18 protein-coding genes are annotated in these 20567 nt (G+C 75.1%); 17 read left to right on the top strand and 1 reads right to left on the bottom strand.

The annotated features are described in order from the left end of the window. The first annotated feature begins 106 nt into the window (after positions 1–106). The 15 genes from OG500_RS04425 to OG500_RS04355 all read left to right on the top strand — a co-directional run bounded on the left by OG500_RS04425 (position 107) and on the right by OG500_RS04355 (position 16567). Entirely contained in the window at positions 107–2314 is a 2208-nt protein-coding gene (locus OG500_RS04425) for an ATP-binding protein (RefSeq protein WP_329576750.1), read from the top strand. Between the two features lie 208 nt (positions 2315–2522). Then, positions 2523–4070: a phage tail sheath family protein gene (locus OG500_RS04420; RefSeq protein ID WP_329576747.1), complete on the top strand. Its 1548-nt coding sequence runs from the start codon at positions 2523–2525 to the stop codon at positions 4068–4070. A 49-nt stretch (positions 4071–4119) separates the two neighbouring features. Continuing rightward, positions 4120–4560, top strand: a complete 441-nt coding sequence (locus tag OG500_RS04415) for a phage tail protein (RefSeq protein ID WP_327065025.1) — start codon at positions 4120–4122, stop codon at positions 4558–4560. After that, positions 4557–5045: a hypothetical protein gene (locus OG500_RS04410; protein ID WP_442789106.1), complete on the top strand. Its 489-nt coding sequence runs from the start codon at positions 4557–4559 to the stop codon at positions 5043–5045. Before OG500_RS04415 ends, OG500_RS04410 begins: the two co-directional genes overlap by 4 nt. Continuing rightward, positions 5042–5200 (top strand): DUF6760 family protein, encoded by a 159-nt coding sequence (locus OG500_RS04405; RefSeq protein WP_327065024.1) that lies wholly within the window; start codon positions 5042–5044, stop codon positions 5198–5200. The genes OG500_RS04410 and OG500_RS04405 overlap by 4 nt, the downstream gene beginning before the upstream one ends. Before the next feature lie 2906 nt (positions 5201–8106). Continuing rightward, complete coding sequence (locus tag OG500_RS04400; protein ID WP_329576741.1) at positions 8107–8493, top strand: hypothetical protein; 387 nt, start codon at positions 8107–8109, stop codon at positions 8491–8493. Positions 8494–8567: 74 nt separating this feature from the next. Beyond that, on the top strand, positions 8568–8993 hold the full coding sequence (locus tag OG500_RS04395; protein ID WP_327065022.1) for a phage tail protein: 426 nt from the start codon (positions 8568–8570) through the stop codon (positions 8991–8993). 97 nt (positions 8994–9090) lie between these two features. Then, the gene (locus tag OG500_RS04390; RefSeq protein WP_327065021.1) at positions 9091–9813 is read left to right on the top strand and encodes a CIS tube protein; all 723 of its coding nucleotides are present in this window, start codon (positions 9091–9093) and stop codon (positions 9811–9813) included. Next, positions 9810–11636: a VgrG-related protein gene (locus OG500_RS04385; RefSeq protein WP_329576737.1), complete on the top strand. Its 1827-nt coding sequence runs from the start codon at positions 9810–9812 to the stop codon at positions 11634–11636. Before OG500_RS04390 ends, OG500_RS04385 begins: the two co-directional genes overlap by 4 nt. A gap of 92 nt (positions 11637–11728) precedes the next feature. Next, the gene (locus tag OG500_RS04380) at positions 11729–12040 is read left to right on the top strand and encodes a PAAR domain-containing protein (protein ID WP_327065019.1); all 312 of its coding nucleotides are present in this window, start codon (positions 11729–11731) and stop codon (positions 12038–12040) included. Further along, positions 12037–12468 carry a GPW/gp25 family protein gene (locus OG500_RS04375; protein WP_327065018.1) on the top strand — a complete coding sequence of 144 codons (432 nt, stop codon included), beginning with the start codon at positions 12037–12039 and terminating at the stop codon, positions 12466–12468. Before OG500_RS04380 ends, OG500_RS04375 begins: the two co-directional genes overlap by 4 nt. Continuing rightward, positions 12468–14429 carry a putative baseplate assembly protein gene (locus tag OG500_RS04370; RefSeq protein WP_329576734.1) on the top strand — a complete coding sequence of 654 codons (1962 nt, stop codon included), beginning with the start codon at positions 12468–12470 and terminating at the stop codon, positions 14427–14429. The genes OG500_RS04375 and OG500_RS04370 overlap by 1 nt, the downstream gene beginning before the upstream one ends. Then, positions 14426–15055 (top strand): phage tail protein I, encoded by a 630-nt coding sequence (locus OG500_RS04365; RefSeq protein WP_329576731.1) that lies wholly within the window; start codon positions 14426–14428, stop codon positions 15053–15055. The genes OG500_RS04370 and OG500_RS04365 overlap by 4 nt, the downstream gene beginning before the upstream one ends. A gap of 3 nt (positions 15056–15058) precedes the next feature. Continuing rightward, positions 15059–16231 carry an NADase-type glycan-binding domain-containing protein gene (locus OG500_RS04360; protein WP_329576728.1) on the top strand — a complete coding sequence of 391 codons (1173 nt, stop codon included), beginning with the start codon at positions 15059–15061 and terminating at the stop codon, positions 16229–16231. Between the two features lie 72 nt (positions 16232–16303). Further along, positions 16304–16567: a hypothetical protein gene (locus OG500_RS04355; RefSeq protein WP_327065014.1), complete on the top strand. Its 264-nt coding sequence runs from the start codon at positions 16304–16306 to the stop codon at positions 16565–16567. A 14-nt stretch (positions 16568–16581) separates the two neighbouring features. Here OG500_RS04355 and OG500_RS04350 read toward each other — a convergent pair whose 3' ends face one another. Next, positions 16582–17559, bottom strand: a complete 978-nt coding sequence (locus tag OG500_RS04350) for a LysR family transcriptional regulator (protein WP_329576724.1) — start codon at positions 17557–17559, stop codon at positions 16582–16584. A 146-nt stretch (positions 17560–17705) separates the two neighbouring features. On the opposite strand from OG500_RS04350, the gene OG500_RS04345 reads away from it, so the two are divergent. Both OG500_RS04345 and OG500_RS04340 read left to right on the top strand, forming a co-directional pair. Beyond that, positions 17706–18953, top strand: a complete 1248-nt coding sequence (locus OG500_RS04345) for an MFS transporter (protein WP_329576722.1) — start codon at positions 17706–17708, stop codon at positions 18951–18953. Positions 18954–19113: 160 nt separating this feature from the next. Beyond that, entirely contained in the window at positions 19114–20517 is a 1404-nt protein-coding gene (locus tag OG500_RS04340) for an FAD-dependent oxidoreductase (protein ID WP_329576719.1), read from the top strand. The last annotated feature ends 50 nt before the right edge of the window (positions 20518–20567 follow it).

The following is a 20567-nucleotide window of genomic DNA, read 5'->3' as shown; positions in this document are numbered from 1 at the left end:
CCGCCTGGACGCACCGGCGAATCATCCGAGTACGACCCAGTACGAGGACGATCCGCCGGCACGCCCAGCCGGGCCCCCGACACCGCGCGCTGATCCGGCAACATCCATGAGAAAGGCCCTGGCCGTGGCCGGGAGCGCGCCGCCGCAGCCCGGCCACGACCAGCCGGCGGACCGGTACCTGTGGGACCGGCTGGGCCACCTGGAGCAGCGCATCCGGGCCGCGGTCCGCGAGCGCCGGGCCGGCGACCCGGACCCGGACGACCCCTACCGCGGCCAGTACCTCACTCCGGAGGCGGTCGAGCGGATCCTGGCGGCCCCCGCCATGGTGGGCCGCGCGGGCGGCGGCCTCGGCGAGCCGCCGGCGCCGCCGCCCGGGTCGCGGACGGCGCGGCTCGCCGAGGCCTTCGGCCTGCTCCCGATCGACCTCGAACTCCTGCTGGTGGCGCTGGCTCCCGACCTCGACACCCGCTTCGAGCGGCTCTACGGCTACCTCAACGACGACCTGACCCTGCGCCGGCCGACCATCGGGCTGGCGCTCGAACTGTGCGGGCTGCCGGGAGCGGGCCCCGGCCGGTTCCGGTTCTCCGCGCACGCCCCGCTGATCGCCGGCGGCCTGCTGGAGATCACCGAGCCGGAGCGCCCGCTGCTCTCCCGGGGCCTGCGGGTGCCCGACCGGGTGACGGCCCGGCTGCTCGGCGACGACGAGGTCGACGGCGCGCTGCGCGGGCTGGTGCGGGTCGGCACCGGGACGGGCGCCGGTGGCGAGGACGGTGCCGGCGGCCTGACCGGGACTGCCCGCAGGCTGCGCGCCGCCGCGGCGACCGGCAGCGGACTGGTGTACCTGCTGGACCGCAGCGGCACCGCCGGCCCCGAGGCGGTCGCCGCCCTCGCGGGCGGGGGCCGCCGTCCGCTGGTCGTGGACGTCGCCGCGCTCGCCGCCCGCCCCACGGACGAGGCCGTGCGCGCGCTCGTCCCGCTCGTCCGGGAGGCGCGGCTGGGCGGCGGCGGTGTGGTGCTCGGCCCGCTCGACCGGCTGGCGCCCGAACGCCCCGAGCGGGCAGGGCTGTTGCGCGAGCTGTGCGCCCGGCTCGCCGGGGTGCCGCTGATCGTGCACGGCAGCCCGGCCTGGGAGCCGGGCTGGGCGGCGGAGAGTCCGGTGGTCCTCGCGGTGCCGCCGCCCGACCCGCGCGAGCGCGCCGAGCGGTGGGCACGCGTGGTGCGTGGTGCGGTGCGTGGTGCGGCGGGCGGTTCGGGGGGCGAGGAGGCAGGCGGGGCGGCGGCGGGCGGTTCGGTGGGCCGTTCAGCGGGCGGTTCGGGGGACGGCGAGCCGGTGCCGAGCGCCGAACTGGCCGAGGTGCTCGCCCCCTACCGGCTGGACGAGGACCAGTTGGCCAGGGCCGCCGACGTGGCGGCCAGGACCGCCGCGGCCGAGCGGCGCCCGGTGCGCGCCGAGGACCTGCGGGCCGCGGTGCGGGCGCAGAACGGGGCCGGGCTCGCCCGCCTCGCGCGTCGGATCGAGCCGGCGGTCGGCTGGGGCGACCTCGTGCTGCCCGAGACCACCTCGCGCCAGCTGCGCGAACTCGCGCTGCGCGCCAGGCACCGCGACCAGGTGCTCGGCCAGTGGCGGATGCGCCCCGGGGGTGGCCGCGGGCGCGGGGTGATCGCCCTGTTCGCCGGCGAGTCGGGCACCGGCAAGACGATGTCGGCCGAGGTGGTCGCCGCCGAACTCGGCATGGAGCTCTACGTCGTGGACCTGTCCAGCGTGGTGGACAAGTACATCGGCGAGACGGAGAAGAACCTGGAGCGGATCTTCACCGAGGCCTCCCAGGTCAACGGGGTGCTGCTGTTCGACGAGGCGGACGCGATCTTCGGCAAGCGCTCGCAGGTCAAGGACGCCCACGACCGCCACGCCAACGTGGAGTCCGCCTACCTGCTGCAGCGGATGGAGTCCTTCGACGGGATCGCGATCCTGACGACCAACCTGCGGGCCAACCTCGACGAGGCGTTCACCCGGCGCCTGGACGTCATCGCGGAGTTCCCGGTGCCGGACGAGGCGCAGCGCCACGCCCTGTGGGACCGCTGCCTGGGCTCGTGGATCCCGCGCGGGGACGACCTCGACCTCGCGTTCTGCGCGCGCCGCTTCGAACTCGCCGGCGGCTCCATCCGCTCCTGCGCGGTGACCGCCGCCTACCTGGCCGCCGCGACGGGCCGGCCGCTGGAGATGGCGCAGCTGGTGTCGGCGGTGGCGCAGGAGTACCGCAAACTCGGCCGCCTGGTGCTGGCGGGCGAGTTCGGCGAGTGGCTGCCGGGCTGACGTGGCCGGTTGCTGACCGCCGGCCGCCGGCTGTGGTCCGCTGGTCCGCCGGCCGTGCTCCGTGTGGCGCACGTGGCCCGCGCGGTCCGCCGCCGGGTGCCCGCCGGGGCAGCGTTCTTGCCCCTGGTCCGGGACCCGGGGACATGTCCTGGCAGGCGGCCCCACCGCAGACTCGGTGGCGGATGATCGGACCGGCCGAAGGAGCAGCATGCCGTCGTACCTCACCCCGGGTGTGTACGTGGAGGAGGTCCAGTCCGGTGCACGGCCGATCGAGGGAGTCGGCACGGCTGTCGCCGCCCTGGTCGGCTTCGCCGAGACCGGCCCCTGGCACGAGCCCACCCTGGTGACCAACTGGGACCAGTACGTCCAGCTCTTCGGCGGCTTCACCGAAGGCAGTTACCTGCCGCACGCGGTCTACGGCTTCTTCGCCAACGGTGGCGGCTCCGCCTACATCGTGCGGATCGGCGAGCCCGGCCGCGCCGCGACCGGCAGCGCGCCGGAGCCCGCCCACCGGGCGCCGGCGCCCACCGCCATCGCGGGCTTCCTCGTCGCGGCGCTGCCCGGCACCGGCGCCGACGTGACCGTCGAGATCGCCGACGCCGAGGGGGAGAACGTCCCGGAGGACCGGTTCCGGCTGCTGGTCCGCAAGGGCGGCGAGGTCGCCGAGACGTACGAGGTGTCGACCCGCAGGAACACCAAGGGCTATGTCGTCACCCAACTGCGCGAGTCGAAGCTGGTCACGGTCACCGAACAGCCCGGCAGTGCGCCGAGCCGGCCCGAGCGCCAGTCCTTCGCCCTCGCCGAAGCCCCCGCGCCCGCCGCCCCGGCCGCCGCCCCCGCCACCCGACTCGACCCCGCCGAGTACGTGGGCGACGCCTCGGCCCGCACCGGGTTCGCGGGCCTGGAGTCGATCGACGAGATCACCATGGTCCTGGTGCCCGACCTGATGAGCGCCTACCAGCGCGGCGACCTGGACGCGGAGGGGCTGCGCACCGTCCAGCTGGCGGTGATCTCGCACTGCGAGCAGATGGGCGACCGGATCGCCGTCCTGGACACCCCGCCGGGCCTGAACGCCCAGCAGGTGCGCACCTGGCGCAACCACGAGGCGGGCTACGACTCCCGCTACGCGGCGCTGTACTACCCGTGGATCAAGGTCTTCGACCCGGCGAGCGGACGCAACGTGCTGGTCCCGCCGAGCGGGCACGCCGCCGGGGTGTGGGCCCGCAGCGACGCCGAACGCGGCGTGCACAAGGCCCCGGCCAACGAGGTCATCCGCGGCGCGGTGGACCTGGAACTACGGCTGAGCAAGGGCGAGCAGGACCTGCTCAACCCGATCGGCGTCAACTGCGTGCGCGCCTTCCCCGGGCGCGGCATCCGGATCTGGGGCGCGCGCACCCTCGCCTCCGACCCCGCCTGGCGCTACCTCAACGTGCGGCGGCTCTTCAACTACCTGGAGGAGTCCATCCTGCTGGGCACCCAGTGGGTGGTGTTCGAGCCCAACGACGACCGGCTGTGGTCCAGCATCCGGCGAAACATCACCGCCTTCCTCACCGAGGAGTGGCGGCGCGGCGCGCTGTTCGGCCAGACCGCCGCGGAGGCCTTCTACGTCAAGTGCGACCGCGAGAACAACCCGCCGGAGTCCATCGACCTCGGGCAGGTGATCTGCGAGATCGGGGTCGCTCCGGTCAAGCCCGCCGAGTTCGTGGTGTTCCGGCTGGCCCAGTTCTCCGACAGCACCAGCCTCGTCAACGAGTGATCAGCACAGTTCGGCACAGTTTCGGCACCCTGGGAGGTGACAGGAAGTCATGGCTGAAGGCGATCCGCTCTCCACACATATCTTCGGCGTCCAACTCGGCGGCTACAACGTCGAGTCCATCAAGGAGGTCAGCAACCTCACGGTCGATCAGGAGGTCGTCGAGTACAAGCAGGTGACCCAGCAGGGCAAGCTGCTCGTCCGCAAGCAGCCCGGCGCGCGGATGCCGGGCGAGGTGACGATCACCCGCGGTCTCGACAAGAGTTCGGCGTTCTCGGACTGGATCAAGGAGACCCTCAACAACGGCGCGATCAACACCGCACGGCAGAACCTCACCATCGAGGTGAAGGACACCACCGGGGCCACCCTGCGCCGCATCCAGCTGATGAACGCCTGGGCGAGCCGCTGGGAGGGCCCCACCCTCACCGCGGGCGAGTCCAGCGCCGCGAGCGAGACGGTGACCATCGTGTTCGAGGAGATCTCGGTCGAGTGAGGCGACGGATCGGCGTTGAGGAACTCCTGGCGCAGGCCCAGGCGGAGGCACCGGCCCCGGCGGCACCCGCACCGGCCCGGGGCCCGGCCGCGCCGCCGCGGTCCCGGGGGCACGAGCTGCGCACGGAGTTCGACTTCGAGCTGCCGCGCGGGTACGTCGACGACGAGGGCACCGTGCACCGGCACGGCAGCATGCGCCTGGCCACCGCGCGGGACGAGCTGATGCCCCAGATCGACCTGCGGGTCAAGGAGAACCCCGCCTATCTCAGCGTGGTGCTGCTGAGCCACGTGATCACCAGGCTGGGCACCGTCACGGACGTGCACGCGGGTGTCGTGGAGCGGATGTACGCCACCGACGTGGCCTTCCTGCAGGACTTCTACCAGCGGATCAACAGCGAAGGGCACACGCGCGCCGCGGTGACCTGCCCGCACTGCGACGGCGCCTTCGAGATCGACCTCGCCGGTGGGCGCCTGGGGGAATCGTGACGTACGCGGCCGGCCGGCTGTACGAGGAGGTCGCGTACATCGCCTACCACTTCCACTGGCAGCGGGATGCCGTCCTCGATCTGACCCACGACGAACGACGGCGCTGGGTCCGGGAGATCGCGCGGATCAACACCCGTGTCAACGAAGGCGGATGAGCGGCATGGGCTTCTGGGACGGGCTCGCCCGCCGGACGGGGGGCAGGGGCGCGGGGCCTGCGGAGGTGGCCGGGGTGGCCCCTGCGGAGGTGCCCGGGGCGGTGTCCGGGGCGGTTCCTGCCGCGGACTCCGGTGAGGGGATCCCGGACGGGGGCTGGCGGGCGGTCGCGCCCGTGGCCCCGATGCTCGCCGGGCCGGTGACCGGGGTCAGCGACGGTCTGCGCTTCCGGTCCCGGCTCGCCTCCTGGCAGAACCCGTCGCGCTGCGGCAGCCTCGGCCACGCCGTGCTCCCGTCGGCGCCGGCGGGCATCCTGCGGGCGGTGGCCCGGCCGCTGCGTCCGGTGGGGGCCGCCGGTGCGGACGGCGTCGTGCTGCCGTACGTGACGCCGAGGCCGCCGGACGAGCCGTTGGTGGAGTCGGCGGGGGTGGAGCCGGCGAGGGCTGCGGGTGCGGTGCGGCGGGGTGGTGCGGCGCGGCAGGTGCAGCGGTCGGGTGCCGGCAGGCCGGGCGGTGCTGCGGGTGCCGGCGTCGAGAACCGGGCGGCGGCGCCGGCTGCCGAGGGTGAGGCCTCGGGGCTGCGGGAGCCGCGAACGGTCCGGCCGCGCCCCGTCGGTCGGCCGCTGACCGCGGCGCCGCGCCCCGGTGCGCTGCCGCTGCGGACGGTCGCTGTGGTGCGGCCCGTTGTCGGGCAGCCGACCGGGCCCCCAGCTGAGAGCCCTGAGGCGAGTGCGGCGGTTGTGGCCCAGCCGCAGCCAGTGACCGAATACCGGGCTGCTGGGCCCGCCGGTGGTGTGGTCCAGCGCGCCGCGGCTACCGGCGCCGTGCCGGGCCGACCCGTTCTCGGCGCGCCGCTGACCGCGCTGCCCGCGAGCGCGTCGTCTCGGCCTGCGGCCCAGCGGCCCGGTGGAGCTGACCGTGCGTCCGGTCCGTCGGCTGCGCCGATGCCGATCGTGCGCGGGGACGCCCACGTGACCGGTCCTGGAGGTCCGATGGCCGGGACGGCAGAGTCGGGCCGCCCCGCGTCCACGGCCACCGGCGCCACCCACGGGCAGCGCTCGGCCGCTCCTCCGGCGGACGGCTCTCCCCCTGCGCGGGGGCGTGGGGGGCTGGGCGCGCCCCTCAACGCGCTGCCGCCGACCGCAGCCGTGCCGGGCGGCCGTCCTGCGCGGCCTGGCGAGCGGCACGGGCGGTCCGAGCGGCCCGAGCGGCCAGGCGAGCGGGGCCCTGCTGTGATGCGGAGTACGCAGCCGGTGGGGAGGAGCGCTGCGGACGGCGGGTCGGGTCCCGGCGGCGGCCCTGTCGCGCAGCGGTCGGCCGCGGGGAGCGGGACGGGGCCGCGCCGGGAAGACCCAGCCCGGGACGCTGCCGCTGCGGGTCCAAGCGGCGGCGCGCTCGGTGCGCGTGGGGAAGGCACTGTCAGCACCGGGCAGTCCGGCGGCGGTGCGGATCCGACCACCGTCCAGCGCACGGCCGATGAGGGGCGATCCGACACCGGTCGCCGGGTCGCGACCACGCGCGGGGGTGCACGGGACGGCGGCAGCAGGCCGATGGCCCGGCAGGCTCCGGGCGGCGGGCCCCGACCTGAGGCCGGCGCACCGCCGGGGGCCACGCCCCTCGTCCCGTCGGCGCCGCCTGCTGCCGTGCCGCAGCCACTTGCCGTCCCGCCCCGGCAGGACGACCGCGAAGCCTCGGACCAGGCCCGGCAGCCGTCGGCGCCGGCCCGTCCGCCGATCGGTGAGCGGCCGGTGCAGCGCGCTGTGGCGGCGAGCGGCCACATGCCGGCGGTGCCGGTGGTTGCTCCGCACGGCGCGGCGCGCACGGCCGGGGCCGTCCACCGCACGCGCGGGCTGCTCGGCGAGCGGCGGATGAGCTTCGCGCTCCCGGCGACCGCGGCGGCGCGCGCAGCTGGTCCCGGGTCGGCCGCGCCCGCGCACCCGACCACACCCGTGGTCAGGGCCGCCTGGCGCCAGGACCCGCCCGCACCCGCCGAGGGAAGGTCGGGTGCGGGCCGGGCGGTGCCTGGGGCGGCTGTGCCTGCGGCTGCGGCTGCGGTTGTGCAGCGGTCGCGGGGCGGACGGGGGGTGGCGCCGGTGGGTTCTCCGGTGGGCGCTGAGGGAGGGTCGGGTGCGGGGCCGGTGGCGTCCGGGGTGGCTGCGGTTGTGCGGCGGTCGTGGCGTGGGCGCGGGGGTGCGCCGGTGGGTGCTGAGGGAGAGCGGGGTGCGGGCCCGGTGACCTCTGGGGCGGTTACCGGTGCGCAGCGGTCGCGGCGCGGGCGTGGTGTCGCGGGCACGGTGGTGGCGCCGGTGGGTTCGCCGGTCGGCGTTGCGGGGCGGTCGGCTGCGGGGCGAGCGGTACCCGGGGCGGCTGCCGTCCAGCGGCGCTCGCGCGCTGATGGGCAGCCAGGTGCGGCTCCCGCTGCGCCCAGCGCCTGGCGGCGCGGGCTCACCGTCGTCCTGCGGCGGGCGCTGCCCGGAGGTGGGCCTGCGGGCCCTCGCGATGCCGCGACCCCGGTGGCGCCGGCGGCCCCTGGTGCTGCCGTCCGTCCGCCGCGACCGGGCGCCGCGCATGCCGTGGCCCCCGTCCTTCGTCCGTCGACACCCGGGCGCCCGGGCGGCGGTGCTCGCGCGGCGCTCGCGCCCGGTGGCGCTGCCCCGGTGCAGTTGGACGCGCCGTACGTCGCGCCGTCGGCCCGGTCAGGTCCCGCGTCCGTGGCCGTGCCCGCGTCAGGTCCCGCGCCCGTGCCAGCGCCCGTGCAGCGTGAACAGCGCGGCGGGCCTGCGGCCGTGGGCCGGGCCGCTGCGCCCGGCCCGGTGGTCCGCCTGGTGCCTCCGCGCAGCGCGGCGGCCGTCCAGCGGTTGCCGGTCGGTGCCCGGCCCACCCGGTCGTCCGCGGTGCCCGTGCCAAGCATGGACCCCGCATCCACGGTGGGCGGCTCGCCCGCCCACTCGCATCCGTCGGCCGGTACGGCGGTGGTGCTGCGGCGGGTGGCCGAGCAGGCGGGGCTGTCCGGGGTGCCGTTGACCGCCGTACCCGCCCGCACCCCGACCACCGCCCCCGCCCCCGGCAGGGCGACTCCCATCAGGACCACCCCCGCCACCACCGGTTCGACCACCCCGGCCGCCACGTCACCCCCGCCCACGTCCCCGCTCACGAGCGCAGGTCCGCCGCAGGTGGCCGCCGCCGAGCTCGACGAGCTGGCCCGGCGCCTGATCGAACCCGTCGGCCGACTGCTGCGCGCCGAACTGCGCAGGGGAAGGGAGCGCGCCGGGCGGCCGTACGACGGCCACCGCTGAGCAGGCGGGGCAGGCGTGGCAGGCGTGGCAGGCATGGCGGACAGGGCAGCGGCGGGCAGGCGACGGAGGCAGGAATGACCGACAACATCTTCGCGACGAGCGTGTTCTTCAGGCTCACGATCGGCGGCAACGACCTCGGCGACTTCACCACCTGCTCGGGACTCGGCGCGGAGGTCGAGATCGAGGAGTTCGCGGAAGGCGGCAACAACGGCTTCTCCTGGCAGTTGCCGGGCCGCATCACCTGGTCGAACATCACGCTGAGCCGCGCGGTCACCGCCGACACCGCCAAGATCGCGCGCTGGCTGGACGAGATCGTCCGGCGGGTGGAACCGAAGGACGGCGAAATCGTGGCGCTGCGGCCGGACTTGAGCCGCATCGTCGCCTGGCAGGTGCTCGGCATCGTCCCGGTGCGGTGGCAGGGGCCCTCGTTCGACCCCGCGAGTTCCGAAGCCGCGGTGGAGAGCCTGGAGATCGCCCACGTGGGCCTGCGCCCGTCATGACCCACTGCCCCGCCCGACCAGCCACCCGACCAGCCACCGGACCCGCCGCCCGCCCCGCCCCAAGACCAGCCGCCCGCCGCACGGAAGGAGGTACCGGATGTCCTCGGCGATCCCCGCGAGTGTCACCCGCGCCCAACTGACCATCATGGAGCCCCCGTCGGCGATCGGCGCCCAGCCCGGCGGGGCGATCGTGAGGCTGCCGCTCCAGTTCAACCCGGCGACCCTGGTGCTGCGCAAGTCCACCGAGTGGCGGCGCACCCCGTCCCGGATGGCGGGTCAGTCGGCGCTGCCCGAGTTCGTCGGCAGCGGTCCGCGCTCGCTCTCGCTGGAGGTGTTCCTGGACGCGACGGCGACCCATGACAACTCGGTGGAGCGGGCGGTGGCGGAGCTGATGAAGGGCTGTGTCCCCACCCCGAGCAGCCTGGCGAGCAAGACCCCGGCGAGCCCGTGGCTGCGGCTGGACTGGGGCACCACGCAGACGACTTCGTTCAACGGGGTGCTGACCGATCTGTCGGTCACCTACACGCTCTTCGACGTGGACGGCAAGCCGTTGCGGGCCGTCTGCGCGCTCACCATCGAGGAGGCGAGCGTCGACCCGGCGGGCCAGAACCCGACCTCGGGCGCGCCGGAGGCACGCAGCACCCACCAGGTGATCGCGGGCGACAGCCTGCCGCTGCTCGCCTGGCGCGCGTACGGCGACGCGGGCGCCTGGCGCACCATCGCCGAGGCCAACGGCATCGACGACCCGATGGTGCTCGTCCCCGGCAGCGAGCTGATCGTGCCGGGCACCGCGGAGCGGACCCGGGGCGGGCGCCCATGAGCACCATCGAGGAGCGCGGCGGCCGGTCCTTCGCCGCGGACCCCGTCGTCGAGGCGCCGGGCCCGCTGGCGCCGGTCTGGGCGAAGCAACTGGTCTGCTGCGACATCGAGGAGAGCGTCGGCCTGCCCGACACCGCCGCGCTGACCTTCCGCGACGCCAACCACACCTTCCTCACCGCGACCGGGATCACCATCGGCACCCCGCTGCGGGTCTCCGTGGTCACCGTGCAGCGGCACGCGCAGCTGCGGCTGTTCACCGGCGAGGTGACCGCCGTGGAGCTGGAGGTGGACACCACGGGCTCGTTCACCGTGGTGCGGGCCGCGGCGGTCACTCACCGGCTGATGCGCGGGCGCCGGGTGAAGGCGTTCCGCAACATGACGACCGCGGACGTGGTGCGCGAGGTCGCCGCGGGCGCGGGGCTCGGCTGCGGGCGCGTCGACGCGTTCGCCGTCGTCCACCAGCAGCTCTCCCAGGCCAACATCCCGGACTGGGAGTTCCTCCAGTACCTGGCGCAGGAGAGCGGCGCGCAGGTGCGGGTCGACGACGACGGGCTGCTGGAGTTCGTCAAGCCCCAGCCCGCTTCCTCGGCCCCGGCCCCCAGCACCCCGGCGCCGCTGAGCCCGTTGGTGCTGGAGTACGGGCGCAACCTGCTGGAGCTGCGCGGTGTGCTGACCGCCGCCGGCGGGGCGCAGACGGTCGAGGTGCGCGGCTGGAACGTGACCACCAAGAGCGAACTCGTCGCCACCGAAGCGTCGGTGACCGCGCAGACCGTGCAGCCGGGGATGAGCCCGTCGGTGGTGACCGGTGCCTTTCGCGGTCCCACCCGGCTGACGGTCGCCGACACCCCCTACCGCACGCAGGCGGAGACGGCCGCCGCGGCCGGGTCGATCGCCGCCTCGGTGGCTGCCGGGTTCGGTGAGTTGGAGGTGGTGGCCGAGGGCAATCCGCGGCTGCGGGCGGGCACGCCCGTGGCCCTGGGCAATGTGGGCGCCGCCTTCTCCGGGCGCTACACCGCGACCGCCGTGCGTCATCTCCTTGAGCCGTACCGGGGTTACCGCACCACGGTGGTGGTCAGCGCGGCGCCGGACCGTTCGCTCGCCGGGCTGGTGACCGGGGGCAACGCCGCGCCGCGCGGGCCGCGGATGCCGGGGCTGGCCATCGCCGTGGTCACCGACGTCCGGGAGCCGGGGGACGCGCAGCGCGGCTGGGTGCGGCTGAAGTTCCCCTGGCTGGACGACAGTTACGTCTCCGACTGGGTACGTACGGTGCAGTGGGGCGGTCACGGGGGCGGCGGTGTGTTCAGCCCCGAGGTCAATGACGAGGTGCTGGTCGGCTTCGAACAGGGCAGCCTGGACAGCCCCTACGTGCTGGGCGGCCTCTACAACGGCCTGGACGCGCCGTCGCCGCACGACGTCCCGCTGATCAGTGCGGGCAGCGGCCGGGTCAACCGCCGTTCGCTGGTCTCGCGTTCGGGGCACCGGCTGGAGCTGCTGGACGTGCCGGGCGGCCCCTCCGGGGTCCGACTGGCCAGTGGTGACAAGAAGTTGGAGGTCAAGCTCGACGAGCAGAACGGCCAGATCGTGCTGACCGTCTTCGGTGCGGCCGGTGGGGCGGCGGCGAGTTCGGTGCGTCTCACCTCCTCCGGCATCACTCTCGACGCCGGCACCGGGGAGGTGCGGCTGACCGGTGGCTCGGTGACCGTCAGCGGCCGGACGGCGGTCACCGTGGACGGCGCAGAGGTGACGGTCACCGGCCGGACGGCGGCCACCGTGGACGGCGGTGCGATGGCGGTGCTCAAGGCCGCTCTCGTCAGGATCAACTGACCCCGGACAACCCGGCCCCCGGACAACCAGAACCCCGAAGAGCCCGACCCCTGAAGAACCCGGACCTCGAACAACCCGATTGGAGCGCGCACATGCCCCCCGCAGCCCGGACGGGCGATGCCACCGACCACGGCGGGACGATCACCACCCCGCCGCCGGGTGCCATCGCGGTGGCGACCGTGCTGATCGGCGGCCGGCCGGCCGCGGTCACCGGCAGCCTGCACGCCTGCGTCCCGCACGTGGAACTCGGGCCCGCCAACGTCGTCATGCCGGGCGTCGGCGCGGTGGCCGGGGGAGTGGTGCTGATCGGGGGCCTGCCCGCGGCGCGGATGGGCGACCAGACGGCCTGCGGCGCCAAGATCATCGCCGGTGCCTTCGACGTGCTGATCGGAGGCGCCGCGTGAGTGGCGACTTCATCGGCCGCGGCTGGGCGTTCCCGCTCCGGGTGAACGCCACCGGCGGCATCGGCATGGTCGACCGCGACCGGGAGATCGCGGAGGCGATCCGGCTCGTCCTCGGCACCGCCCCCGGCGAACGCCCGATGCGCCCCGAATTCGGCTGCGGCATCCACGAGTACGTCTTCGCGCCGGGCGACGGGACCACCGCGGGCCGGATCGCGCGCGAGGTGCGGATCGCGCTGGAGCGCTGGGAGCCGCGGATCGCGGTCGACGACGTGCGGATCGCCTTCGACAGCATCGACGAGGGCACGCTCTACATCGACGTCCACTACACCGTGCGGTCCACCAACGACCGCCGCAACCTCGTCTTCCCCTTCTACACCATCCCCGAACACCCGGACGCCGCCGACGCCTTGGACGGAGGAGGCCACTGATGGCGCTGCCCTCCCCGAACCTGGACGACCGCCGTTTCCAGCAACTCGTCGACGAGGCCAAGCGCTACGTCCAGCAGCGCGCACCGGAGTGGACCGACCACAACGTCTCCGACCCCGGGGTCACCCTGATCGAGACCTTCGCCTACCTGGTGGACCAGCTGCTCTACCGGCTGAACCGGGTACCGGAGAAGAACTACACGGCCTTCCTCGACCTGCTCGGCATCCAGCTCTTCCCGCCGTCCGCCGCGCGGGCGGAGGTCGACTTCTGGCTCTCGGCGCCGCAGCCGGAGACCGTGCTGCTGCGGGCGGGCACCGAGGTCTCCACGCTGCGCACCGAGACCGAGGAGGCGGTGGTGTTCGCCACCGCCGAGGACCTCCCGGTGGTGCCCAGCTCGCTCGAACGGCTGGTCACCCTGGCCGCCACGGGCGAGCAGCGCGACCGCACCGACCAGCTCGCCGAGGGCGCGGACCTGCCGTGCTTCCAGCCGCGTCCCGAGGTCGGGGACGCCATGCTGTTCGCGCTGCCGCAGGTGGTGGCGCGGTGCATCCTCGTGGTCCGGCTGGACAGCCGGGTGGAGGGCGTCGGCGTCGACCCGCGGCAGCCGCCGCTGCGCTGGGAGGTGTGGGACGGGCTGCGGTGGGTCGTCTGCGAGACCGGCACCGACACCACCGGCGGCCTCAACCGGCCCGGTGAGGTGGTGGTGTTCGTTCCTCCCGTGCAGGCCGTCTCGGTGGTGGCCGGGCGGCGCGCGGCCTGGCTGCGCTGCCGGGTGACCGCGCCGGAGCCGGGCCAGCCGTTCTACGCCGAGTCGCCCACGATCCGCCGGGCCGAGGTGTTCACGGTCGGCGCCACCGCGACCGTCACCCACGCCCAGTCGGTGGCCGACGCGCCGCTCGGCACCTCGGAAGGCGTCGCGGGTCAGCGCTTCCGCCTGGCCAGAGTGCCGATCCTGCTGGACGGCGAGCCGCCGGCGGTCGAGGTGTCGGCGGGCGAGGGCTGGGAGCGGTGGACCGCCGTCGAGCACTTCGGCGACTCTGCGCCGACCGACCGGCACGTGGTGATCGACGCGACCACGGGCGAGTTCAGCTTCCCGCCCGCCGTCCGGGAGCCCGACGGGAGCCTGCGCTCCTTCGGCGCGGTGCCGGCCAAGGGGGCGCAGCTGCGGGTCCCGCACTACCGCACGGGCGGCGGGAGCGCGGGCAACGTCGCCCGCGGCACCATCTCGGTGCTGCGCAGCTCGGTCCCCTACGTCGCCAGTGTCGACAACCGCGAGGCGGCGCACGGCGGCGTCGACGGCGAGACCCCGGAGAACGCCAAACTGCGCGCCCCGCACCTGCTGCGCCTGCAGGAACGGGCCGTCACCGCCGAGGACTTCGAGCTGATCGCCCGGCAGGCCGCGCCCGCCGCGGCCCGGGTCCGGTGCGTGCCGGCCGTGGCCGGGGAGGCGGGGGCGGTGCGGGTGCTCGTGGTGCCCGGCGCGGTGGCGGACGAGGGCGACCGGCTGCGCTTCGAGCAGCTGATCCCCGCCGAGTCGATGGTGGCCGCCATCGCGGCCGAGCTGGACGAGCGGCGGCTGCTCGGCACCCGGCTCGTCGTGCAGCCCCCCGACTACCAGGGCGTGACGGTGGTCGCCCGGCTCACCACCCGCTCCCCGGACGCCGACCGGGTGCGGGAGGCGGCGCTCGCGGCGCTGTTCCGGTACCTCAACCCGCTGGTCGGCGGCGCCGACGGGCGGGGCTGGCCGTTCGGCCGGGCGGTGCAGTACGGGGAGATGTTCGCGGTGCTCCAGCAGGTGCCCGGCGTCGCGGGCGTCGACGAGCTGCGGCTCTTCCCGGCGGACCCGATCACCGGCCGCCGCGGTGCGCCCGCCGAGCGGGTCGAGGTGGCGCCGGACGCCCTGGTCTTCTCGCACCAGCACCAGGTCGCGGTCGGCACGACCGACGCGGAGGGGGCCGCATGAGCCGGGCCGCCGTCCCCGGGCTGCCGAGCCCGCACCCGATCGGTGAGCTGCTGCCCGCGCTCTTCGCCGACGACGACTTCGCCCAGCGGTTCACCGCGGGCCTGGACACCGTCCTCGCCCCGGTGTTCGCCACCCTGGACAACCTGCCCGCCTACTTCGAACCACGCCTGGCGCCGGAGGACTTCCTCACCTGGCTGGCCTCCTGGGTCGCCATCGAGACCGACCCGGCCTGGCCGGCGGAGGTGCGCCGCACCGTGGTCCGGCGCGCGATCGAGCTGCACCGGCGGCGCGGCACCCGGCGGGGCCTTACGGAGCGGCTGCGGCTGATCCTCGGCGTCGGGGCGCAGATCGTCGACGGCGGCGGCGTGGCCTGGTCCACCACCCCGGGCGCCGCCCTGCCGCCCGCGCCCTCGGGGGAGCTGCTGGTCCGCGTCTGGCCCGAGCGGGGTGCGGCGGCGGTGGTGGAGGAGCAGGTGCTGGCCGTGGTCCGGGCGTGCTGTCCGGTGCACCTCACCTGCCGGGTGCAGATGCTGCCCGGTCCACCTGTTGCGCCCGCGTCGCCCGCGTCGCCCGATTCACCTGACTCACCTGATTCACCTGGTCCGGCTGGGAGAGCGGAGAACTGACGGATGCGTACCTGCCCCGACTGCGGCACGGCCAACGGCGATGGGGACGACTTCTGCGGCAACTGCGGTGCCTACCTGGGCTGGTCGCGGGCGGGCGCCGCCGCCGCGCCGGAGGTCTCCGTGCCGGACGCCTCCGTACCGGACGTCCCCGCGGCCGGCGATCCCGCGCCCGGGGCCCGCGCACCCGAGGTCCGGACGCCGGATGCCCCGGCGCCGGAGGTCTCCGCGCCGGAGATCCCTGGGCCGGAGGTCCCCGCCCCTCAGGTCCCCGCGCCCGCCGCGCCGCCGCGCCCCGGCACTGCCCGGACCCCGGCGCCCGCCCCCCGGACACCCGCGCCCGCCCCCCGGACGCCGGCACCGCCCGCCCCTGGCGACGCTCCGAGGCCCCCAGCGGCGGACCCGGTCGCGGTGCAGCCCGCCAGGGCCGTCGCGCCCCGCCCGGTGGTCCGGCCGTCCGCGGCCGAGGAGGCCCAGGACGGCCCGCCCTGCCCCCGGTGCGGCACCCCCAACCGGCCCGACCGGCGCTTCTGCCGGCGCTGCGCGGCACCGCTGACCGTCACCGCAGCGCCGCGGCCCCTGCCGTGGTGGCGCACCCGGTGGCCGTTCCGGCGCCGGGTGCGGATCGGCGGCTCCGGCCTCGCCCTGCGCCGGATGATCGTGCTGCTGGTGCTGGCGGCGCTGGTGATCGCGGGGATCCTGCTGTACCCGGCGGGCCGCAACGTCTACCAGGACACGCTGGACAAGCTCCGCAGTGCCGGCGCGATCACCCCCACCTCGGTCTCGGCGAGCGCGGAGCTCCCGGACCATCCCGCGGCCGCGGCCGACGACGGCCTGACGAACACCTACTGGGGAGCACCGGACGTCGGCGCCTCGATCACCTTCGCCTTCCGCAGCCCGTTCCGGCTGGTGGATCTCATCATCCACACCGGCGACTCCGCCGATCCGCAGCAGTACCAGCAGCAGGCCCGGCCCACCACCCTCGACCTCCAGGTCACGACGTCGGACGGCAGGACGCACGATCGCCTGGTGACCCTCAACGACAAGCCGGGCCCGCAGACCGTGACGACCGGGATCAGCGACGTGGTCCGGGTGACGCTGGTCGTCCGGGGCACGGCCGGTGCCGGCCCCGGACGCCAGATCGCGCTGGCCGAGGTGGAGTTCTTCAAGCGCGGCTGAGCGGCCACCGTGCCGGTCCTCGATGCGCGGCCGGTACCGGAACCGGGCCGCGGCCGGCAACGTCCCATCGCCATGGCGAAGATACGCAGCCGCTCGGTCCTGGTCGTCGTCCTGTCCGCCGTCGCCCTCCTGCTCTGCTCCGCGTTCGTGCACCTGATCGCTGCTCCGCCCTCGATCACCCCCGCTCCCGTCACCCTCACCGGTGACACCGGGCAGGTGCTCGTCGGCGCGGTCGCCTGGACGGAGAACGGTGAGGCGATGCTGCTGGTCCGGTCCACCGAGGACCCTCGGCCCAGCACCGCCGCGGTGATCGCGATCGCGGACAGCAGCCCGTGACGGCTTCCTGGTAGTTACGCCCAGGCCGGGGTCCAGGTCGGGACGGCTGCCACGCCGTCGCTGTGGTCCGCGCCGCTGGAGGAGTGCGGCCCGGAGTGCGGCCGGGAGTGCGGCCCGGAGCGCAGGTGGGCGCGGAGCGTGGTGAGGGCCGGGTGCGGGTTGTCGCGGTGCCAGACCAGCGAGTGCGGGTAGACGGGCGTGGGATCGCGCAGGGCGATGCGTCGCAGGCCGTGGTCGGCGGGCCAGACGAGGTGGGTCCGCTCGCCGACGAAGGTCGCCAGCGAGCGGGAGTCGGCGATGGTGTCCAGCAGGGGCTCGGTGCCGAAGTCGGGGCCGGTGACCTCGATGGTGAGCCCGAACGCGGTGGCGAGGTCGGCGTAGTAGGCGGCCCACTCGGTGCCGGGAACGATGCCGGGCATCCAGATCCGGTGCCCGGCCAGCTCGGCGGGCGTGACCGCGCGGGCGCCGGCCAGGGCGTGGGTCGGCCCGGTGAGGAGCTCGATGGGCTCGTCGTAGACGCGGGCGGCCCCGAGGTCGTCGGGGAGCTGTCGCCCTGGCCGGGTGACGGCGCGGAACGACGCGTCGATCGTGCCGGACCGGATGGCGTCGACGGCCGCGTCGGCGTCGAAGAGGGTGACGACGTCCAGCTCGACCTCGGGGTGCGCGCGACGGAAGTCGCGCAGCAGGGTGGCCGGGGCGAGCCGGCGGCCGATCACGTCGACCCGCAGCGCGCGGTGGCCGGGACGGACCGAGGCGAGCGCCCGCTCCTCGGCCCGCAGCAGGTCGCGGGCGTGGGGCAGGAACGCCTGGCCGTCGATGGTGAGTTTCGCCCCGCGCGCGGTGCGGGTGAACAGTCGCACGCCGAGGAGCTTCTCCAGCGTGGCGATGCGTTTGGAGACGGCCTGCTGGGTGACCGACAATACGGCGGCGGCCTCCTGGAAGCGCCCCGCGTCCGCGGCGGCCACGAAGGTGCGCACAGCGTCGAGATCCACGTCGGCCATGCTAAGGCCTGCTCCAAGGCACAACGTATGGTTGTGCCTCGGTGGCGTGTCGGTTGTTTGATCTCGCCGTCTGCCACCCGCTTGGATACCGGTGGTCAACAGCTGGTTGTTCAGGTCATGGGAGAGGTGCGGTGGGTATGGCGGGGCGGCGGACGCTCGGGCGGCAGTTCGGGTGGCTGTGGACGGCGTACGTGGTCAGCGCGTACGGCACCGGATTCGGCTTCGGCGCGTTCCCCTTGATCGCGGTCCTGGTGCTGCACTGCGGGCCGGCCCAGGTGGCGGCGCTGGCCGCCACGGGACGGGCGGTGGGGGCCCTGGTCGCGGTGCCGCTCGGCCCGTGGGTGGAGTTCCGCCGCAAGCGGCCGGTCATGATGGCGATGGACCTGGTCCGGTGCGCGGCGCTGCTCAGCATTCCCGCCGCGTTCGCGCTCGGCCTGCTCAGCTTCGTCCAGCTGCTCCTCGTCTCGGTCGCCACCGCCGCGGCCGACATCGCCTTCAAAGCGGCCAGCGGCGCCTACCTGAAGTCGCTCGTCCCACCGCAGGACCTGCTCGTCGCCAACGGCCGCTTCGAGTCCACCACCTGGAGCGCGACCATGATCGGACCGCCGCTGGGCGGCGCCGCGATCGCGCTCTTCGGCCCGGTGACCACCGTGCTGGCCGACGCGGTCAGCTATCTGCTCTCGGCGCTGGGCATCCGCGCCATCGGCGGCACGGAACCGCAGCCCGCCCGGAGCGCCGCCCCGCGGCTGCGCGCGGGCGACCTGCTCGAAGGCTGGCGCCACATCCTGCGCCACCCCGTGCTGCGCCCGCTCTTCGTCAACTCGATCGTGGTCAACGGCCTGATCATGGCCGCCGACCCGCTCATGGCCGTCCTCATGCTGGGCCACCTCGGCTTCGCCCCCTGGCAGTACGCTCTCGCCTTCGCGGCCCCGTGCATCGGCGGACTGATCGGTTCACGCCTCGCGCGCCCGCTCGCGGCGCGGTTCGGGCAGCGCCGGATGCTGCTCGCCAGCGGGGTGGTGCGCGCGTGCTGGCCTGTCGGCCTGGCGTTCGTGCAGCCCGGTCTCCCCGGGATCCTGCTCGTCATCGGCGTCCAGCTCGGCCTGGTGACCTGCTGCGGCCTGTTCGGCCCGCTGCTGTCCACCTACCGGCTCGAGAACACCGACTCCGAGCTCGTCGCCCGCACCCTGACCGCGTGGTCGATCGGCAGCAGCGCCAGCATCGCGGCGATGACCGCCCTGTGGGGCCTGCTCGCCGCCGCCACCAGCCCCCGCACCGCGATCGCCCTCGCCGGCGTCCTCCTGCTGGCCACCCCCCTGCTGCTGCCACGCCGCGAGCGGGCACCCCGCGAGGCGGCGGACCAGGCAGCGGTGAGCCTGACCTGAGGCGCACGTCACCCGGGGTGGTGCCGCACCGGTACGGCCAGGGGCCTTCCGCCGCCTGCCCGGCGCGTGCCTCGTGCGCTCCCTGGACCGGGCGGAGGATCGCGGCGATCATAGGGACGGCCAACTGACCGAGCGTCACCGTGTCCGTGGAGGACTTCTCTTGCGACTCCGACCCCGCCCGACCTCCGGGCCCGCGCCCTGGCAGACCGCTGTCGTCATCGGTGCCGGGTACGCGGGCCTGGTCACCGCCCGGGTCCTGGCCGACCACTTCCGCGAGGTCGTGCTGCTGGAGCGGGACGAGGTGACCAGCGACACCGGGGTGCACCCGCACACCCCGCAGGGCCACCACGCCCATGCGATGCTCGCCAAGGGCGCCGAAGTCCTGGAGCGGTACTTCCCGGGCCTGCGCGCGGAGTTGCACGAGGCGGGAGCGCCGGTCTTCGACTACGGCGAGGCGATCAGCTTCCTGCTGCCCACCGGATACGCGCCGCGCTGCCGCACCGGCGTGCGGATCCAGACGTTCACCCGCGGCGAGCTGGAACGCCGCCTGCGCCGCCGGGTCCTGGCACTGCCCAACGTGACCCAGCACGCGGGCACCCGCTGCGAGGGGCTGGTCTTCGCCCCGACCGGAGCCGTCACCGGCGTGCGGTACCGCACCGGGGAGGACGAGCAGGCCCGGGAGTTGACGGCCGACCTGGTGGTCGACGCGGGTGGCCGCTCCAGCCCGCTGGACCGGTGGCTGCGCGAGGCCGGGGTCGAGGTGCCGCCGGAGCGCGTCGTCAAGGGCCGGATCACCTACACCTCCTCCACCTTCGAGCGGGACACCGCGAACCCGCCGGAGCACCAGGTCGCCTACCAGATGACCTTCGCGCCCGAGGTCGCGCGCGGCGGCGTCCTGATGGCCGTCGAGTACGACCGGTGGACCTGCTCGCTCTTCGGCTACGGCGACCTCGTGCCGCCCACCGACGACGGCGGCTACCTCGACTTCGCCCGCCAACTGCGCAACCCGCACCTCGCCGAGCAGCTCACCCGGCGCGCCGAGGCCGGCCCGGTCCACCGCTACACCAACGTCAACAGCCGCTGGCGCCCCTTCCACGCCTGCCGCAGCTGGCCGGCGCGGCTGCTGGCCCTGGGCGACTCGGTCTGCGTGTTCAACCCGGTCTACGGCCAGGGCCTCACCGTGGCCGCGCTGGAGGCCGACCTGCTCCACCGCATGCTCCGCGCCCGCCGCACCCGCCCCGACGGCCTCGCCACGCTCGGCCGCGCCTTCCAACGCGGCGTGGCCCGGATCGTGCTCGCCCCCTGGACCCTCTCCGGCAACTCCGACCTCATGTGGGACACCGGCCGTCATCCCCTGCCCGCCCGCTTCGCCCACTGGTACAACACCTGGCTCTTCGCCGTCGCCACCCACGACCCGGCGGTCTGGACCCGCTTCGCCAGGGTGATCAACATGGTCGCCCCGCCCACCACCCTCTTCCACCCGGCGGTGGCCGCCAAGGTGCTCCGCAAGGCGCTGGCCTCCCGCCGCGGCACGGGTGGGCCGCCGCCCGGCACACCGGCCTGACCCGTCGAGGCGGGGCGGGCCGGTCCGGCCACCGACGGACGCCCCGGCCC

This window comes from Kitasatospora sp. NBC_01250, assembly GCF_036226465.1.
GTDB lineage: Bacteria > Actinomycetota > Actinomycetes > Streptomycetales > Streptomycetaceae > Kitasatospora.
Note: the sequence above shows the minus strand (reverse complement) of the source record. Positions and strands in the feature narration are given on the sequence as shown.

Coding starts and splice junctions, on each gene's coding strand:
- OG500_RS04425 (WP_329576750.1), top strand. CDS start 107: ATGAGAAAGGCCCTGGCCGTGGCCGGGAGCGCGCCGCCGCAGCCCGGC.
- OG500_RS04420 (WP_329576747.1), top strand. CDS start 2,523: ATGCCGTCGTACCTCACCCCGGGTGTGTACGTGGAGGAGGTCCAGTCC.
- OG500_RS04415 (WP_327065025.1), top strand. CDS start 4,120: ATGGCTGAAGGCGATCCGCTCTCCACACATATCTTCGGCGTCCAACTC.
- OG500_RS04400 (WP_329576741.1), top strand. CDS start 8,107: ATGGACCCCGCATCCACGGTGGGCGGCTCGCCCGCCCACTCGCATCCG.
- OG500_RS04395 (WP_327065022.1), top strand. CDS start 8,568: ATGACCGACAACATCTTCGCGACGAGCGTGTTCTTCAGGCTCACGATC.
- OG500_RS04390 (WP_327065021.1), top strand. CDS start 9,091: ATGTCCTCGGCGATCCCCGCGAGTGTCACCCGCGCCCAACTGACCATC.
- OG500_RS04385 (WP_329576737.1), top strand. CDS start 9,810: ATGAGCACCATCGAGGAGCGCGGCGGCCGGTCCTTCGCCGCGGACCCC.
- OG500_RS04380 (WP_327065019.1), top strand. CDS start 11,729: ATGCCCCCCGCAGCCCGGACGGGCGATGCCACCGACCACGGCGGGACG.
- OG500_RS04370 (WP_329576734.1), top strand. CDS start 12,468: ATGGCGCTGCCCTCCCCGAACCTGGACGACCGCCGTTTCCAGCAACTC.
- OG500_RS04365 (WP_329576731.1), top strand. CDS start 14,426: ATGAGCCGGGCCGCCGTCCCCGGGCTGCCGAGCCCGCACCCGATCGGT.
- OG500_RS04360 (WP_329576728.1), top strand. CDS start 15,059: ATGCGTACCTGCCCCGACTGCGGCACGGCCAACGGCGATGGGGACGAC.
- OG500_RS04355 (WP_327065014.1), top strand. CDS start 16,304: ATGGCGAAGATACGCAGCCGCTCGGTCCTGGTCGTCGTCCTGTCCGCC.
- OG500_RS04345 (WP_329576722.1), top strand. CDS start 17,706: ATGGCGGGGCGGCGGACGCTCGGGCGGCAGTTCGGGTGGCTGTGGACG.